Origin of the sequence: Gilliamella sp. ESL0232, assembly GCF_013346885.1 — a bacterium.
GTDB lineage: Bacteria > Pseudomonadota > Gammaproteobacteria > Enterobacterales > Orbaceae > Gilliamella > Gilliamella bombi.
In genome coordinates this window covers 140,087-157,278 of record NZ_JAAEDW010000007.1, presented here as the reverse complement: position 1 = coordinate 157,278, position 17,192 = coordinate 140,087, and the positions used below count along the sequence as shown (strand labels likewise).

At 30.6% G+C, this 17,192-nt stretch carries 18 protein-coding genes; 4 read left to right on the top strand and 14 right to left on the bottom strand.

The window, feature by feature from the left end:
• Positions 1–11 precede the first annotated feature (11 nt).
• From modA to modC, 3 genes are read left to right on the top strand one after another with little or no spacing between them, the layout of a single operon-like run.
• The gene (modA, locus tag GYW75_RS08925; protein WP_446719042.1) at positions 12–767 is read left to right on the top strand and encodes a molybdate ABC transporter substrate-binding protein; all 756 of its coding nucleotides are present in this window, start codon (positions 12–14) and stop codon (positions 765–767) included.
• 28 nt (positions 768–795) lie between these two features.
• Complete coding sequence (modB, locus tag GYW75_RS08920) at positions 796–1,485, top strand: molybdate ABC transporter permease subunit (protein ID WP_085163823.1); 690 nt, start codon at positions 796–798, stop codon at positions 1,483–1,485.
• 5 nt (positions 1,486–1,490) lie between these two features.
• Entirely contained in the window at positions 1,491–2,171 is a 681-nt protein-coding gene (gene modC / locus GYW75_RS08915; protein ID WP_065589343.1) for a molybdenum ABC transporter ATP-binding protein, read from the top strand.
• On the opposite strand, the gene GYW75_RS08910 is transcribed toward modC, so the two are convergent.
• From GYW75_RS08910 to GYW75_RS08880, 7 genes are all read right to left on the bottom strand, one after another.
• Complete coding sequence (locus GYW75_RS08910) at positions 2,150–2,926, bottom strand: UDP-2,3-diacylglucosamine diphosphatase (RefSeq protein ID WP_065589344.1); 777 nt, start codon at positions 2,924–2,926, stop codon at positions 2,150–2,152. The genes modC and GYW75_RS08910 overlap by 22 nt on opposite strands.
• A complete protein-coding gene (gene ppiB / locus GYW75_RS08905) occupies positions 2,895–3,386 on the bottom strand; it encodes a peptidylprolyl isomerase B (protein WP_065589345.1) in 492 nt (163 codons plus the stop codon). Before ppiB ends, GYW75_RS08910 begins: the two co-directional genes overlap by 32 nt.
• A 64-nt stretch (positions 3,387–3,450) precedes the next feature.
• Positions 3,451–4,302, bottom strand: a complete 852-nt coding sequence (gene folD / locus GYW75_RS08900) for a bifunctional methylenetetrahydrofolate dehydrogenase/methenyltetrahydrofolate cyclohydrolase FolD (protein WP_065560709.1) — start codon at positions 4,300–4,302, stop codon at positions 3,451–3,453.
• A gap of 63 nt (positions 4,303–4,365) precedes the next feature.
• A complete protein-coding gene (locus GYW75_RS08895; RefSeq protein ID WP_081296753.1) occupies positions 4,366–5,061 on the bottom strand; it encodes a DUF2884 family protein in 696 nt (231 codons plus the stop codon).
• Between the two features lie 641 nt (positions 5,062–5,702).
• On the bottom strand, positions 5,703–7,307 hold the full coding sequence (locus GYW75_RS08890) for a hypothetical protein (protein ID WP_174799115.1): 1,605 nt from the start codon (positions 7,305–7,307) through the stop codon (positions 5,703–5,705).
• A 316-nt stretch (positions 7,308–7,623) separates the two neighbouring features.
• Positions 7,624–7,794, bottom strand: coding sequence for a hypothetical protein (locus GYW75_RS08885; RefSeq protein ID WP_238786449.1), 171 nt, complete (start codon positions 7,792–7,794; stop codon positions 7,624–7,626).
• Positions 7,784–7,975 (bottom strand): hypothetical protein, encoded by a 192-nt coding sequence (locus GYW75_RS08880; RefSeq protein WP_174799111.1) that lies wholly within the window; start codon positions 7,973–7,975, stop codon positions 7,784–7,786. Before GYW75_RS08880 ends, GYW75_RS08885 begins: the two co-directional genes overlap by 11 nt.
• Before the next feature lie 511 nt (positions 7,976–8,486).
• Here GYW75_RS08880 and GYW75_RS08875 point away from each other — a divergent pair.
• Complete coding sequence (locus tag GYW75_RS08875; protein ID WP_034912061.1) at positions 8,487–8,753, top strand: GrxA family glutaredoxin; 267 nt, start codon at positions 8,487–8,489, stop codon at positions 8,751–8,753.
• A 60-nt stretch (positions 8,754–8,813) separates the two neighbouring features.
• On the opposite strand, the gene tsaB is transcribed toward GYW75_RS08875, so the two are convergent.
• The 7 genes from tsaB to GYW75_RS08840 all read right to left on the bottom strand — a co-directional run bounded on the left by tsaB (position 8,814) and on the right by GYW75_RS08840 (position 17,170).
• Positions 8,814–9,494, bottom strand: coding sequence for a tRNA (adenosine(37)-N6)-threonylcarbamoyltransferase complex dimerization subunit type 1 TsaB (tsaB, locus tag GYW75_RS08870; RefSeq protein WP_174799110.1), 681 nt, complete (start codon positions 9,492–9,494; stop codon positions 8,814–8,816).
• 22 nt (positions 9,495–9,516) lie between these two features.
• On the bottom strand, positions 9,517–11,427 hold the full coding sequence (locus GYW75_RS12650; protein ID WP_174799108.1) for a helicase C-terminal domain-containing protein: 1,911 nt from the start codon (positions 11,425–11,427) through the stop codon (positions 9,517–9,519).
• A gap of 367 nt (positions 11,428–11,794) precedes the next feature.
• Positions 11,795–12,985, bottom strand: coding sequence for a glycosyltransferase family 9 protein (locus GYW75_RS08860; protein WP_174799106.1), 1,191 nt, complete (start codon positions 12,983–12,985; stop codon positions 11,795–11,797).
• 21 nt (positions 12,986–13,006) lie between these two features.
• On the bottom strand, positions 13,007–13,960 hold the full coding sequence (locus GYW75_RS08855) for a glycosyltransferase family 8 protein (protein ID WP_174799105.1): 954 nt from the start codon (positions 13,958–13,960) through the stop codon (positions 13,007–13,009).
• Positions 13,961–14,010: 50 nt separating this feature from the next.
• A complete protein-coding gene (locus tag GYW75_RS08850; protein ID WP_174799103.1) occupies positions 14,011–15,000 on the bottom strand; it encodes a glycosyltransferase family 2 protein in 990 nt (329 codons plus the stop codon).
• An 89-nt stretch (positions 15,001–15,089) separates the two neighbouring features.
• Complete coding sequence (locus GYW75_RS08845; protein ID WP_174799102.1) at positions 15,090–16,070, bottom strand: glycosyltransferase family 8 protein; 981 nt, start codon at positions 16,068–16,070, stop codon at positions 15,090–15,092.
• 23 nt (positions 16,071–16,093) lie between these two features.
• On the bottom strand, positions 16,094–17,170 hold the full coding sequence (locus tag GYW75_RS08840) for a glycosyltransferase family 10 domain-containing protein (RefSeq protein ID WP_174799100.1): 1,077 nt from the start codon (positions 17,168–17,170) through the stop codon (positions 16,094–16,096).
• Positions 17,171–17,192 lie beyond the last annotated feature (22 nt).

The following is a 17,192-nucleotide window of genomic DNA, read 5'->3' as shown; positions in this document are numbered from 1 at the left end:
TCAATTTTATTGTGAGGAACAGAATGAAAAAAATTATTGGAATTATCTTAATGATGGCAATAACTTTTTCAGTTTCAGCTGCTGAAAAAATGACTATATTTGCCGCTGCCTCATTGACTAATGCTATGCAAGATATCGCTGCAGCTTATAAAACAGAACATAAAGATACAAATATTGTATTCTCATTTGCTTCATCATCAGTATTAGCTAAACAGATTGAACAAGGTGCACCTGCGGATATATTTATGTCAGCTGATCAAAAGTGGATGACTTATCTTATTGAGCATAATTTAACTAAAAATAAACACGATTTATTAAAAAATACATTGGTGCTTATTGCTCCTCAAAATTCACATTTAGAGAATGTTTCAATTAATAAAAATACCAATTGGGAAATTATTTTACCTAAAGGTGAAAGAATAGCTATTGGTGATCCTGATCATGTACCAGCAGGAATGTATGCAAAAGAATCATTAACTAATTTAGGGGTATTTAATAAATTATCGCCACAATTTGCCCCAGCGAGCAATGTAAGAGACGCTTTGGTACTAGTTGAACGTAATGAAGCTACGCTTGGTATTGTATATAGTACCGATGCAAAAATAAGCAATAAAGTAAAAATAATTGGATCCTTTCCTGAAGATACATTTAAGTCTATCGAATATCCCATCACTTTGTTAAATCCGAAAGCAACTGATTTTTATCAATATTTAAATTCACCACAAGCTAAAGTTATTTTTGAAAAATATGGATTTATAACAAAGTAATTTAATAAGTAAATAATTTTATAAAACTATGTTATTAACTGAATTTGAATGGCGAACCTTACTACTTAGTGTAAAGATAGCCGCCACAGCAATTGGTTTTAGTTTGCCAATAGGAATTTTAACCGCTTGGATATTGGCACGCTGTCAATTTTTTGGTAAATCGCTATTTGATAGCATCGTACATCTTCCTCTTGTTTTACCACCAGTTGTTTTAGGTTATTTGTTGTTAATAACCATGGGACGACGTAGCGTTATTGGCGAGTGGTTGAGTAGCCATTTAAATATTAGTTTTAGCTTCAATTGGCAAGGTGCAGCTTTAGCTTCGGCTGTAGTTGCATTTCCATTAATGGTGCGTTCAATTCGTTTAGCCATTGAATCAATTGATACACGCCTTGAAAACGTTGCTCGGACTCTTGGAGCCCATAAGTGGCGAGTTTTTATAACTATTACTTTACCATTAGCCTTTCCTGGTATTCTTATGGGAATTGTATTGGGTTTTGCCCGTTGCTTAGGGGAATTTGGTGCAACAATCACTTTTGTGTCAAATATTCAAGATGAAACTCGCACCTTACCATTAGCAATGTATACGTTGTTACAAATTCCCAATGGTGAACAAGGTGCATTGCGACTGTGTATTATTTCGATTGTGTTATCGCTAATCGCACTTTTTTTATCCGAATTGTTAAATCGATGGCATAAAAAGAAGTTAGCAGGATAATCAATATGTTAAAAATAGATGTTCGCAAACAACTTGCTTCGTTTTCGTTCCAATTCAATCATGAGATAGCCTGCCAAGGGGTTACTGCTATTTTAGGCGTTTCTGGCTCAGGAAAATCCACACTAGTAAACCTTGTTAATGGATTAATTAAACCTGATCAAGGCCAAATCCAGTTGAATGGCTTACCACTAGTTGATTGCGATAAACACCTTTTTGTTACTCCTGAAAATCGGCATATTGGTACCGTTTTTCAAGATGCATTACTTTTCCCTCATTATAAAGTTATTAAAAATCTGATTTATGGTGCTAAAAATTTCAAGCAATCAAGATTTGATGAAATAGTTAATGTACTTAATGTCCGACCATTATTAAATCGTTATCCTGCTATGTTATCTGGTGGAGAAAAACAGCGAGTAGCAATTGGTCGAGCACTATTAACCAACCCTTTACTACTATTAATGGACGAACCGCTTTCAGCTCTAGATATGCCAAGAAAAAAAGAATTGTTAACTTATATTAATAAATTAACTAATGAGCTAAATATACCCATTATTTATGTAACACATAATATTAATGAAGTTAAACAAATAGCCGATAATGTTGCAATTTTAGATCAAGGCAAGCTGATTGAGTTTGGTAAGACCGAACATGTTTTACAAAGTGACTATTTAAAAGAATGGTTATAAAGTTCTAAAGTATTACTATTTTCCGCTTGTTTAATATATGTCACGCCATCATGCCAAGCACCAAGCACCGCACGAGTTGCAGTGTTGCCTTCAATTTGAAAATGATGTACAGCAGGTTTATGTGTATGACCGTGCACCATAATATCTGCATTATGTTTAACCATCATTTCAATAACTGCTTGCTGATTCACATCCATGATATTTTCAGATTTGAGTTGATTATGTTGACTACTTTTTTTTCGTAACTTAGCTGCAATTTTCAACCGAATAAAAAGTGGTAAAAATAAAAATAATTTTTGAAGCCATTTATTATGCATAACTTTTCGGAAATTTTGATATTGATGGTCGTCAATACACAGTAAATCACCATGTAAAAAAATGATGTTTTTTCCTTGATTAGAAAGGCAATTAATCTCAGGCAGTAAGGTCATTTCGCATTGTTGTGCATACTTTTTTCCCAATAAAAAATCACGATTACCATGGACGAAATATTTTCTTATATTACGTTTTGATAAGGCTTGTAAAGCCTGCGCAATTTGATAATGTAAGTTTGTTTTTACATCATCCCCAACCCAGTAATCAAAAAGGTCGCCTAGAATATAAAGCTCGCAGTTGTCGGGCAAAGTATCCAAAAAAGACAAAAAGCCTGCGGTTATATTAATATAACCTGAAGCAGGCTCATTATCTGCTAAATGGATATCAGCAATAAAATAACGAACAGGATTATTCAACCGTGACACTCGTAATAATAACATCTTCAACAGGAACATCAGAATGCATACCACTGCGTCCTGTTTTAACAGCTTTTATTTTATCAACCACATCAAGCCCATCAACAACTTGTGCAAAAACACAATAGCCATAACCATTAATGTCCGCAGAGCGAAAGTTGAGATAATCATTATCAACCACGTTGATAAAAAATTGCGCAGTTGCCGAATGAGGATCTGATGTACGTGCCATTGCTAAAGTACCACGTTCATTTTTTAGACCGTTATTTGCTTCGTTTTTAATTGGTGATTTTGTCTTTTTTTGGTTCATTCCAGGCTCAAAACCACCACCTTGAATCATGAAATTATTAATAACACGATGAAATATTGTGTTGTTATAAAAGCCTTCTTTGCAATATTCAACAAAATTTTTAACAGTTTCTGGCGCCTTATCATCAAAAGTTTTGATTTTAATATCACCTAAATTAGTGTGAAATATAATCATTGCATAATCCTTTTTTTAATATATATCTTTTGAATAAAATTTAGTAAATCTTGATTAATATAAATTATTTACCAAATTTTTCACATGCTTCTAGTGTATTGCTCATTAACATAGCAACAGTCATTGGACCAACACCACCAGGAACAGGTGTGATCCATCCAGCTCTTTTAACAGCAACATCAAACTCTACATCACCTGCAAGTTTACCATCTGGCAAACGATTGATACCAACATCAATGACGATTGCACCTGGCTTTATCCACTCACCCTTAACATAATTAGCAATGCCTACTCCCGCAACAACAATATCTGCATTGCTAACATGTTTTGCTAAATCAATAGTACGACTATGGGTAATGGTTGTTGTGCAACCTAATAATAATAACTCTAATGCCATTGGACGACCCACAATGCTTGATGCTCCTACAACGGTAGCATTTAAACCTGACAGATTTATGCCGGTGGATTCTAGCATTTTGACTACGCCATAAGGAGTACATGGTCGCAAGATTGGATCACGCTGTAGCAAGTGTCCAATATTATATGGGTGAAAACCATCAACATCTTTACTTGGATCAATACGTTCAAGAACCTTTGTTTTATCAATATTATCAGGTAAAGGCAGTTGTACTAAAATACCATGCACATCTAAACGTTGATTTAGTTCATCAATTAATGCTAATAATTCATCGGTGGTCGTCGAGGTAAAGTCATAAGCAAATGAAACAAAACCAACATCATCACAAGCCTTTTGCTTATTTTTAACATAGATTTTTGATGCAGGGTCTGAACCGACTTGAATTACAGCTAATCCTGGGACTGATAGACCTTTTTCAATACGCATTTTGACTTTATTAGCAATTTCAGTTCGTATTTGTTGTGCTAATACTTTCCCATCAATTATATGTGCAGTCATAAGCTTCCGTTTAACTATCTTATTAGAGGTATCATTTTCGCAAAAGTTTTTATTAATGTCTATTTAGTTATGAATTGATTGATTAAGTTGATTCAATATTTGTTTGTATTGAGCATCAATATCTGTAATAACTGAACAAATATGAGCATCAAAAGCTTTTAATTTAGGTTTTTGAGCCTTCCATTCATTTTTAGAAATTTGTTTAATTGCTCCATAATTTTTAAAAAATTCGAAATGCAAAATACTTCCGCCCACAACATTATAAAAAATGCGTTGACCAATATCTTCTCCATCTTTTTTGATATTATTAAAATGTCGGTAAGAAAATCGCGTATTACCATTTTCAGTAATAATTGATGCATGTAACAACTTGACTAAACGTTTATATAATTTGTTTAACTCGCTTTTTAGCTCATTATCATCGCCCAATTGATTTTTTATTGCTTTTTCAAAAGTTTCTTTAACTTCAGTTAAAAGGCTTAATGATTGTTGTTCTAGTAGCGGTAACTGTTGACGTAAATCTTGCTGAAATTGAATCAGTTCTTTTTGTAATGATGGATTAAGTGATATCGTTTCTTTATTTAAAATGACATTACCATTTGGCATGATAATTAAATCATTTTTTTTATCAAAAATATGTACACTTTCTCTATTTATCGTAATGTCATAACTGGGCTTAATCCCACACTCTTTTTTAGCAGCAAATACGGTGATAGGTAACAACAAAGCAATCAATATCAATTTTTTTAACATATTCATATCCAGCTAGTTAATTCATGAAGATTATAACGTCTACTAAGAAATAAACATAATAAAATTAAATAAGTACTATAATTTTAAAAACAATACTCGCCAAACGGTTTAATTACTTTATATGATATCAAAATTAATTATAAGTAGTTTTATACTAAAACACATAGTTATCTGAAAGTTTTTGACAAACAATTTTTATCCTATTGAACAAAAATCGAATTCATCCTCCATAGTTTTTGCTTAAATTATACACCGCAAGTTAAATGGTAAAGAGTAGTAGGCTAGAGAACTAATACAGTAAGGATATTCATATGAATATGCGAGCCTTGACCATTAAAAAAGTGCAGACTAGCGCCCGATGGTACAGTTATATGATAGATAGTATTTCATGATAGTGTGTGAATTCTTTATACAACTAATGTTCTTAAAAGAGGTGAGTTTACTGAGTAATATGTAGGAACTACTTGTTGTGTTATTTATCGTAATTTGAGAAACAATGGTAATGGAAAACATAAAAAAATAGCGCCTTATCACCAGAAGGCAATATGGCGCTAAAATCATAAAAATAGCCGTCACTGATTCAGAGAGTTACGTTTCAGTTAACCTGAGTTTTATATAACTCGATATTATCATATATTGTAGAATCATTAACGTTTACACGCTATTTTACTATTGTCACCCTTTTCAGCTTCACGTGTAGAAACATAACCAGATAAGTTAACTGTAAAATAAATATTATACTTAGCGTAATCTATTTCTCTAGTCCAAAAAAGAACATAGTAAGTATTATCTTTAGGCCAATTTGATTTAGGATAGTTTTTATTCGATAGCCAGCCCCATTCCCCCATAACTGAACCGCCAATTGATCGCGTAAAACTATTGGGATAAATTTTCCAATTCTGATTTTCTGCAACATTAATAGCTGGAGAATTAGTATAATCTTTACGTAAAGGTATATTATCCATTCCTCCACATAAATTGATTGCATTAGATAAAGTTATATTGTCGTTATTTTTAGGTTCTAACCACACAGAAGTTGGGTTAAATATATAATCATGAATGATTGAAGTATCTCTTTTTAACGTTGTCCTCACCGTAACATTTCCTGACGGCTTACTATTAAGTTCTACCACCCCATTTTGATCAACAGAAACACCTCCACCTGGGTTATTGAGTATTTGATAACGATAATCATCTTGTGCACCTATCATCACTAATTGAAATTTAGCTCCAGGAAAGCCAGTTGTTGGAAATGTTTTACCTGATTCTATTGGATTAGCTTTAAATCCCCAGTTATAAACATAATCAGCGCTATACCCTCCACCAGCGTTAGGATGTCGGCTTATATTCGTACCATTCCAAGCCCAAGGTCCTGAAATTGGGTTAGATGCCAAATTAGGATCATATGATCGCCATTGTAGATTAGGTGAAACAATCACATCATTCGGTTTTGCATAACAAATTTGCGATTTTGGTGCTATTTGGTAGGTCTTAGCTAGGGTAATTTGCTTACCTACATCAGGTATTCCGTATGCTGAATGGGCACTAACATTGGTTTTTATGATGAGCTTTAATGGCATTGAAAAGCCACTACCACAACCTATCATTTTTTTCTTATCATTACCTATTATTCTTACACCATTATTGTCATACCACCAATAATTAGTCGATTCAACTTTAAACGGCTCCTGTGGATCGGCACTATCACCATCTATATCGCTGTAATTTTCAACTTTATCTAAGTTTTTTGAAGTATAAATCGCCACTTTAAAATCGTTAAGCGTTAAATTACCATCAAATTTTTTCACTTCACTAGATTTTATAGTGCCACTCGCCTCACTGTAAAAAACACCGTTGACAGTAAAACCATGTTTATCTGCACTCGATAACGCCAGCACTTGCGGAGCATTTCCTGTAATAATCTGACTCGAAGTTGCTGTTAGTATTGCATTAGCTGAGCCAACGAGTATCCATTGTGATAATAAGATTAAACCCATTATTTGAGTAAGTTTCGGTTTTGAGTGAGCTATGAGTGTCGTTATTTTGACAACAAAGTGAGATTTGCAACGGAAGTGTTTAAAACAAAAAGATAACAGTAAAAATAAAACGTTTTGCCGTAATATTAAAGGTGAAATAAAACGATTAACAAAATGCCCGATGCCCGATGCCCGATGCCCGATGCCCGATGCCCGATGCCCGATGCCCGATGCCCGATGCCCGATGCCCGATGCCCGATGCCCGATTAAGTCCATATTTTATCATAACTTTATTATTCCTCATACTTATTTTTATTGATTTATTATTATAAAATAAACAATTAACATCATTTTTGGTAATTCCAAAATGGAACTATAATGTATAATAATTCAACTTTATTTTAGAATAAAAATTTCATTTTTCACCTACTTTTTTGTAAAGTTTTGTTAAGCATATAAAAATCCTTAACCAATCGAACCACTGTATGTGTGGTTAACTTTTCCTCTGTTTATAGAATTGGTAAGGTATTGATGCTACATACATTGGTTTTTATGGTAAGTTTTAATGGCATTGAAATGCCGCTGTCACAACCTATAATTTTTTCTTATCATCATCAGTTATGCGTCTTCCGCTATTGTCATACCACCAATAATAAGTCGATTCAACTTTAAACGGATGCTGTGGATCAGCATTATCTATATTATTATAATTCTCAATCCTATCTAAATTGTTTGATGTATAAATTACCACTTTAAAATTCATTAAGCGTTAAATTACTATCAAATCCTTTCACTTCACTAGATTTTATAGTACCACTCACCTCATTATAAAAAACATCGTTGACAGTAAAACCATGTTTATCTGCACTCGATAATGCCACCATTTGCGGTGCATTCCCTGTAATAACCCGACTTGACGTCGCTGTTAGTATTGCAAGCTGCAACTAATTATAGCCAATTGTGATAGTAAGATTAAGCTAGTTTTTATGAATTTTAGTTTTATACTAACGGGGAATACAGCTATTTTGGTAATAAAGTTAGATTTACAATTGAAGGATTTAACATTAAAAGGAAATACTGCATATAAAGCATTTCGTGGTAATTTTAAAAAATAATGATCTACAAAATCGTCAGTATTCTAAGGTGCATGATTTCAGTCTATATTCTATCATAACTTCATTATTCCTTATACTTATTTCTACCAATTTATTAATATAAATAAGTCGGTTAATATCAATTTTGCGATTTTTTAAATAGTTTTATAGCATGTAACGATACTAGACTATTTTACAATAAACTTCTTTCCCCAACTTTTTGTAAAGTCTTGTAGCCACGTTAGCTTTTCAATTTCATTATTAATAGATATAATCTATTTAATTAACTATATTTAACAACTTTTCTTTAATTTAAAGTAACGTATAGTATTTATATGTAAAAAACTTATTCGAGGTGAAAATGTATACTGTAATTTTTGGGCGTCAAGGTTGTCCTTATTGTGTTCGAGCTAAAGAACTAGCTGAAAAACTTTCTCAAGAACGTGATGATTTTTCTTATCGTTATGTTGATATTAACGCAGAAGGCATTACTAAAGAAGATCTGTCTAAAAGTGTAGGTAAACCTGTTGAAACAGTACCTCAAATCTTTATTGATGAAAAACCAATCGGTGGTTGTACCGATTTTGAAGCTTATGCAAAAGAGCATTTAGGTTTATTTAAAGAATAATGTAAACGAGTGTATTAAATTCAAGCCACCATTTGGTGGCTTTTTAATATTTACTTGTTATTAACGACCTGGTAGTTTTTTCCAAGTTACCTCGTTACGTAAATAAGTTGGTTCTACTTGCTCAACATTAACTACTTCATTCTTTAACCATTTATTCTTAGCAAGAACGACTAGATCCTGTGCGTGAGGTAATAAGATATCACTCTGTCTTATTCCTTTAATCATATCTGGATAAGTTTGCCAACCAGTGCCAGCACAATAACTATCATTACCTATATTTTCCACTTTTTCTATTACTTTTTCAGGTGCAATAACACATTCTGAAATAACTGTTTGCCATTGATTATTGCTGTAAGAGTATTGTCCTAAATAGACTTCACCCATTCTGGCATCAATTGTAGCAATGACTTTTGTGGCTTTTTGTGTTCGATATACACCTTGAGCCAAGGTCATCAACGTTGAAACTCCTATCATTGGTTTGTCAATGCCTAATGCTAAACCTTGTGCAACACCAATGCCAATTCTAACGCCAGTAAAACTACCAGGCCCTTGCCCAAAGGCTATGGCATCAACTTGAGCAAGTGAACAATCTGAAAGTGCAAGAAGTTTATCCACCATTGGTAATATTTGCTTAGTATGATCGCGTGCTGATATAATGAAATCATGAGTGATTTCATTACGGTAAAGTAAAGCTACCGAACATGCTTCTGTTGAGGTATCAATAGCTAAGATAGTACTCATTTCTTTTCCAAAATATTTAATTTTATAAGTTAGTTTTAGATAATAAAAAATTAATAACTTTATTTACATCTCGTGTTCTTGGCGATGGAGGTAAACTATTAATAAAGGTTGCGCCGTAAGGTCTCATAACCAAGCGATTGTCACAAATAATAATTGCTCCGCGGTCATTATGATGGCGAATTAATCGACCTACACCTTGTTTTAAAGTAATAACAGCTTCAGGTAATTGCACATCATTAAATGCATCTCCACCTTGCATTTGGCAATCCTCCATACGAGCTTTTATTAAAGGATCGTCTGGAGATGTAAATGGTAATTTATCTATAATAACACAAGATAAGGTATCGCCCCGAACATCAATACCTTCCCAAAAACTACTGGTAGCAATTAATAAGGCGTTTCCGCTATGTATAAATTGCTCAAGTAATTTTACTTTGCTTGTTTCACCTTGTACTAATACTGGTAATTTGGTGAGTTCTTTAAACTGTTTTGCTAAAGCATTCATCATGGCATAAGAAGTACATAGGAAGAAACAACGACCATTGTTTGCTTCAATAACTGGCAATAATATATCGACCAATTTTTCAGCATTACCTTGTTCATTAGGAGAAGGAATATAACGCGGAACACACATGACAGTTTGATGTAAATAATCAAATGGGCTTTCTAAAATAAGGGACTCGGCATTTGTAAGACCAAGGCGCTTAGTAAAATAATCTAATTTATTATCAACAGACAAAGTTGCCGAGGTAAAAATCCAACTACCTTTACGTTGTGCTAATAGTTCAGAAAATTTATCGGCCACTGATAATGGTGTTATCGCAAAAACAAAATAATTATAAGTACATTCATACCAATAACTAAACCCAGTTACATATGTTTCACTTAATTTTTTTAATAAGCTGATGTATTGATTTACTCGTTCAAAGCAATTATCTAATGCTGTAGATCGCCCTATTGCCAACATTAAAACCTCACGACAAAAATCTAATGCATCAAAAAGATAAGATAACTCTTTTTTTATTGCTTGCTGTTTGAATAACACTCGCAAATTACCTTTAGGTGGTTGCTGATTAATTGCAATACGCAAATCTTGAACACTTTTTTGCAATTTATCTGCACACTGCTGTAGCTGAGACATATCTTTTACTTCAGTACGATAGCTAAGCGTTATCTCTTTTGCAAGTTCTAGTAGCTGACGACTAGTTAACTGTTGTCCAAAATAGTGACAAGCCAGATCTGGTAACTGATGGGCTTCGTCAAAAATCATTACATCAGCCTTAGGAATAAGCTCACCAAAACCTGTATCTTTTACCACAACATCGGCTAAAAATAGATGGTGATTAACAACCACAATATCCGCATTTAAAGCACGCTTACGAGCCTTAACAACATAACAATCATTATAATGTTCGCAGTCACTTCCTAGACAGCTTTCGTTTGTACTGGTCAATACTGGCCAAATTGGGTTTTCTTCCGTGACAGTTATACATTTGCTAATATCTCCATCTTTGGTTTTAATTGACCAATTTTTGACACGAACTAAATCAACACGTAAATCTTTATCAAGATCTCCTGCAGCTGCATATTGATTATACAATCGTTCTAAACAAAGATAATTCGACCTACCTTTAAGAAGAGATATCTTGCCAGTGTAATTTAATGCTTTTTTTATTATTGGTAAGTCTTTGCTGAATAACTGTTCCTGTAAATTTTTAGAGCCAGTTGAAAGTATTACTTTTTTATCACTACGCAGTGCGGGTACTAAATAAGCAAAAGTTTTACCTGTTCCAGTTCCAGCCTCAACAACAAGAGCATGCTGTTTTTTTATTGATTCAGAGACTTTACTTGCCATATTGCGTTGTGGCTCTCTTGCCACAAACCCATCTATAGCCTTAGCAAGTAAACCATCCTCTGCAAAATCATCAATCACTTAAATATACCCAATAAAAAGCTAAGTTCAACACACCAATAAAATTAAGAAAATATATTCTAAGAAAAATAAAATGTTATGAAAATATAATGACTCATTTCAAAAATGAGATGAATTTATTATTGCTGAATTGAATAATTAAAAAAACTTAATATACTATATCAATTAATATTTTCAAAATATAGGTATCTACAAAGCATAGTATATTAACTACTTGAAACTGCCAGATATAGCATAAGAATTAAAATTTGAGTTTTTATTTATTACCAATTTTATTAACAGTTAATTAAAAATAAATTATTGCATCATCCTCTTTTACAATTATGATCATCACAATATTACTATTTTGTATATTAATTAAGTGAATTTATCCTAAATAAGGTGATATACATCTGCTAAATTCATCATTGTCTACTTTTGCTAAAAAAGTTTTATAAAATACAATTTGTTTCGCATTCGGATTATTAGGAGACCAAATTTGATCATAACAATATGGTATTTCTACTAATAGATTATTTTTTTTCAAATAGGAACTATCTACCAAATTATTACACGTTTGTCGGTAATAGTCTTTCCATTTTTTACGCATTATTAAATTAAAATCGTCTGTTTGTTCAAATAGATTTGATTCTGAATAAATGGTTAAACATGGTTTATTGAATGCTGCTGTAATATGCACTATAGAAGTATCAACAGTAATAACATATTCAGCTTTTTTGATTAAAGCAATGACATCTAAAATGGTGTTTGATTTAAATATTAATCCTAAGTCAAGTTTAACATTTTTAAGTTTATTGGGTTCACCAATAAAAATAATTTTATGATCTGGTTTGTTTTTTTTCATGAGTGAAACAATATGCTCCATTTGCCATTGAGACAATTCACGCTTTCTTGCTCCACCAAAAGGGTTAATAATAACAAATTTATCTATATTATTTTCTAATATAAAATCATCAACATTTTTTTTATTATTATCTAAAGTATAAAGATCATAGTTTTCACCATAATTTTTAATGTTCATATACTCATATATTTTATTTAATTGATTAGTAATATGAACATTATTATAATAAGGAATTGAAATATTATATGATTTTACATTACTTTTATTAAACCCCATCAAATGAGTTGAGTTAGTAAATGCACAAAATATAATTTTACGCATTTCAAATGAATAAAATGGTCTTGTATCAATTACTAAATCAAAATGATGCTTTCTGATTTTTTGTATAGTTTTAAATAAATCCTTTAATGAATAATCATTATAACTAAATGTTTCTATAACATTAGGATTATTTTTAAGAATTTCTAAACTTGATTGTTGCGAAGAAACATAAACATCATAACCAGCTTGAGCAAGATTTTTTATTAAAGCGGTAGTTACAACCATGTCGCCAATTTTATCATTACGAGCTATTAAAATAGTTTTTATTTTTGACAGTTCAAATATCGTTTTTCTTTTAGGAAAGAAACACATTAGAATTTTATTTAAAAAGTTAAAAAAATATAGTTTTATTTTTTTTCGAATAAACTTTAATTGCCAAGAAAAATGACTCATAACTAGAATTCCTATGATATTTTATTTCTTTTTTCTGTATTTTAATAATAAGTATTGAATGAAAAATTTTATTCCTTTATAAAAGTCACCTTTTCTAAAGAATGATTTCGCATATATACGATAGTCATTAACTCTCATTCTAGGTAGATAACTTTCTAAAGGTTTATTAGCCCATGGTGTAAAATGCTTATAAAATACATATAAATTTTGTGCTATTCCTTTATGTTCTTGATACCAAGGTTTTCTAGCACCAGTAAAGTGGATAAAAAATGGTAGAATATCTTCATTATCAAAGATTTTATTCTTTTCTGTTTCAGTCATCCATGTAAATAAATAATTCCATCTACAATCAATATACTTAACTTTATTTTGAAGAATAAGATTTAAGGCATCCTGATCAGGGTAAACAAGTCTATATTGTTGCGGATTTAACAAAACTAAATTAACTTTATTTTCTATGTCAGAATCACACCAATTTTTTGTATTAATATAGAGAAAACCGGAATTAAAATAATTATCTGAACTTAACTCCAAACGAGTAATATTTTTTTCAATATTTTTTGAAATTAGAGAGTCAGAGACAACAGCACAAACCACTGAATCAATATCAATCTGATTAATTAATGATATATCACGAAAACATAATATATCAGCATCCAAATATATAAATTTATCAACTTCATTCTTCAGTAATCGAGGCACAAGAAGTCGAATATACATTGATCGATTGATATGCTGTAATTGGTGTTCAGTTTGGTATTTATCTAATTCATTGTTTTCAATAAAATAACTTTTAATAGAAACATTCAATTGTTGTAATTTATGAACAGCTTCTTTTGGAACATCATAAAGAAATACATGAAATTGAAGATGGTTACCTAAATTATTTAATTGAATTGATTTTATTGCTATAGCTACATATTCGAGATAATTACCATCAGTACAAAAGGCTATATTTATCACTTCATTTTTCATATAAATTCCTTGTTATAGCATTAACAATAAATTACTGTTTATATATTGAGTTATTTTCCAGTTTCACGCCTGATATATCGATAGTACAAACTACCCCAAAACCAAATAACTAGACAATTACTTTTTATTATATTCATTTTTTTGATATCACTTTTTGGTAAGTACTTTTTATTTACCAATTTCATATCACTAGTAAATTTAAGATCTTTATTTAAATAATAATAAATTTTTTTATAATTAAATTTTTTTAAATATTCAATAAGAAGTCTTACTTTTAATTTAATTACTATAGATTGAACTCGCTGGTGAATCTCTTCTTTGTCGTTTTTATTGTAATTATGCTTCAAATAAAACTCAATTCGTTCCCAAGTTACTATATTCTGTAAATATAATTCAATAGTAGCAATTGAATTTGTTACTGATTTTTCTCTATATAAATAGTTGAATAAATGTTCTTTAACTACAGCAACTTCGCATTGGCTTATAGCTTTAATAGTAAAAAAAATATCTTCACAAATTTTAAGATCAGTATCAAAAGTAATATTTTTATCGATTAAAAAAGAACGCTTAATTAGCATGCCTGAAATATGAAAACTTTTTTTGATAAAACTATTAAGTATATTTCCCTCTTCAAAAGGTAAATATTCTTTAATACTTTCATTCTTTTTTACTCGATAAAAACCACAATAAACAATGTTAAAATTGGTTTGTTGTTGGCGAATTAACATTTTCTCAAAAAAAGAAGATTCATAAGTATCATCACTATCTAAAAAACAGATAAACTCACCTGACGCATATTTAAGAGCATTATTTCTGGCAGCAGACACACCACTGTTATTCTGATGATAAACAATAATTTTAGCATTTTTTTGTTGGTATTCATCTATAAATATACCTGTGTCATCAGTTGAACCATCATCTATAATGATTATTTGATAATTTTGATACGTTTGCTCTTCTATTGATTTTAATGTTTTTTCAATAACATCTCTTGTATTGTATGCTGGTATAATTACGGATATAAGAGGAGTATTATTCATATATGCCTTTAGTAACTTTTTAATTATAAATATATTGATTATCTAAAACTACTTATTAGGATAAATATAAAAAAATGATCATTGTTTGATTATTTTTTAAATAATTTATGTTTTAAATATAACAAGTAGTAAAGAAAAGCACAGATATATTTTCTTTGAGTGATTAAAAATTTAGCATAACGTCTGGTTGTAGATGGGGAAAGATTATTTGCTAAGGCTAGCTTGGCTTGATACCAAGGTGAGCCATCAATAAAATTTTGATAAATTGATGTCAAATAGAGTTTAAACCAAGGTTTACTTCCCGAAGTATAATGTATAAAAACTGCACCCTTTTCAGCTTTTTGCTGATCCTCATGGCCGCCAACACTTAACAAAGTAAGACAATTATATTTTGTGGGTAAGTAATAAATATTATTACTTAATAAAATATTTAGCACATCCTGATCGGGAAATTTATAAGCAATCCCTTCATTTAATAAATTAAGTGCTTTTTCTGTGATATTAGCCTCATTCCACTTTTTCAAGTTGTATAACAAAACTCCAGAATTAAAATAACTACCATACTCAATTTGAAATTTTTTACATTGGGAATTTTGTGTATTTTCAACATCAGGTACTGCAGCAATAACTTTACCAGCTATATTTAAACTAAATAGTTCATCCAATGATGCCAAACATAAAGTATCACTATCAACATAAAGTAATTTAGTAACTTCTTTAGGAATAACTAATGGAGCAATAATTCGCAAACAAGCAGAAATAGGAAAATATTTTGTATTGTTAGCGTGAATCTTAAATTTATCATTCAGATAGTATTGCGTTATTGAAACATGATTTGATGAAAGCTGTTCTATTTTACATTTATTATCATTTGATACGTTTTGCATAAATAAATGAAAATGTAATTTTTTATTTGGATTATTGCTAATAATAGAATACATATTAACGCCAGCTGGTAAAGCATAATTATCATCAAAGCATAGCAAAATATGCCATTGTGTATTAGTATCATTACTTTCATTATCAATAATAGTTTTTTTACCTTCTATGAACTTAGTTACATCTATCATCTATAATAACCACTTTGAATTATTTAAAAATAACCTTCTATATATGTTTTGTACATATAGTCTTCATTATTACTAAATTGTTGAACAGTCATGAAATTTTTCATAATTGCGTTTTTTCTGGATATATAATCAGCTTCTGAACATTGTTTAATAATATTTTCGATGTTATCAATTTCGCTTTCTTTAACTCTAATGATACCATCTTCATCGAAAAATTGATTTATTTTACTAGCACCTATATAAATAGGCACAGTTTGTGTGGCAAAACAATTTGTCAACTTTTCAGTAAAACAATACCCAGATATTTCATTTTCAAACACAATAGAATAACGGTAATCTTTCAATGTTTCATAAGGATTAACAAACTCTCCACCATCAAAAGTTCCAAAAGTATCAACCTTAGGATGATTTTTTAATTTAATCGCAGTTAAAATTCTTTTTAGATGCAATTCACATAATTTTTTATTTGACGATAATATTGAGATATCTTTATTTTTTTCATAAAACAAATTTTGTTGAAATATCTCATCTAAGTTCGGTAGCATTACAAAATCACCAGAAAAAAGCTTTATATCGGCACAAAAAGGAACAAATCTTGCATTAGGTATTTCATTTAGAAGTTGTTCATCATAAGTAAAAATCAAATCAAAATCTTTTTCTAATCCACTATATTTTTGAAATATCTCATAACTATCAGGCTTTATACCTTTAGTTTCAACCAAAGCACCAAAACGGCCTGTTGGAGATCCCATTGTCTCCAACATACGTCCATGAGTATAAAGATGCAATGGAAGTTCAAAATTATATTTATCCCAATATATCAGATTACTTGTTTGTGAAGATGCATTCGGTTTGTAATTATCCCTTAAAAAAATAACTCTTAATCTTTCTCCCTTTTTATTATAAATTTCAGGCTCAACAGGACATAATCGAACATTATGCTTATAAATAGGAATATAAATATCTTGATATACTTTAGCTTTCTTTTTAGACAAAATATACGGTGGAGTGCTACCATACTTTTTGGTTAGAAAATATTTCTTTTTTTTATCTTTCACAAATAAACAAGCACAATCTGTAACAATTCTTTTAAAACTCATGTAATATCTTATCTCCTAAATT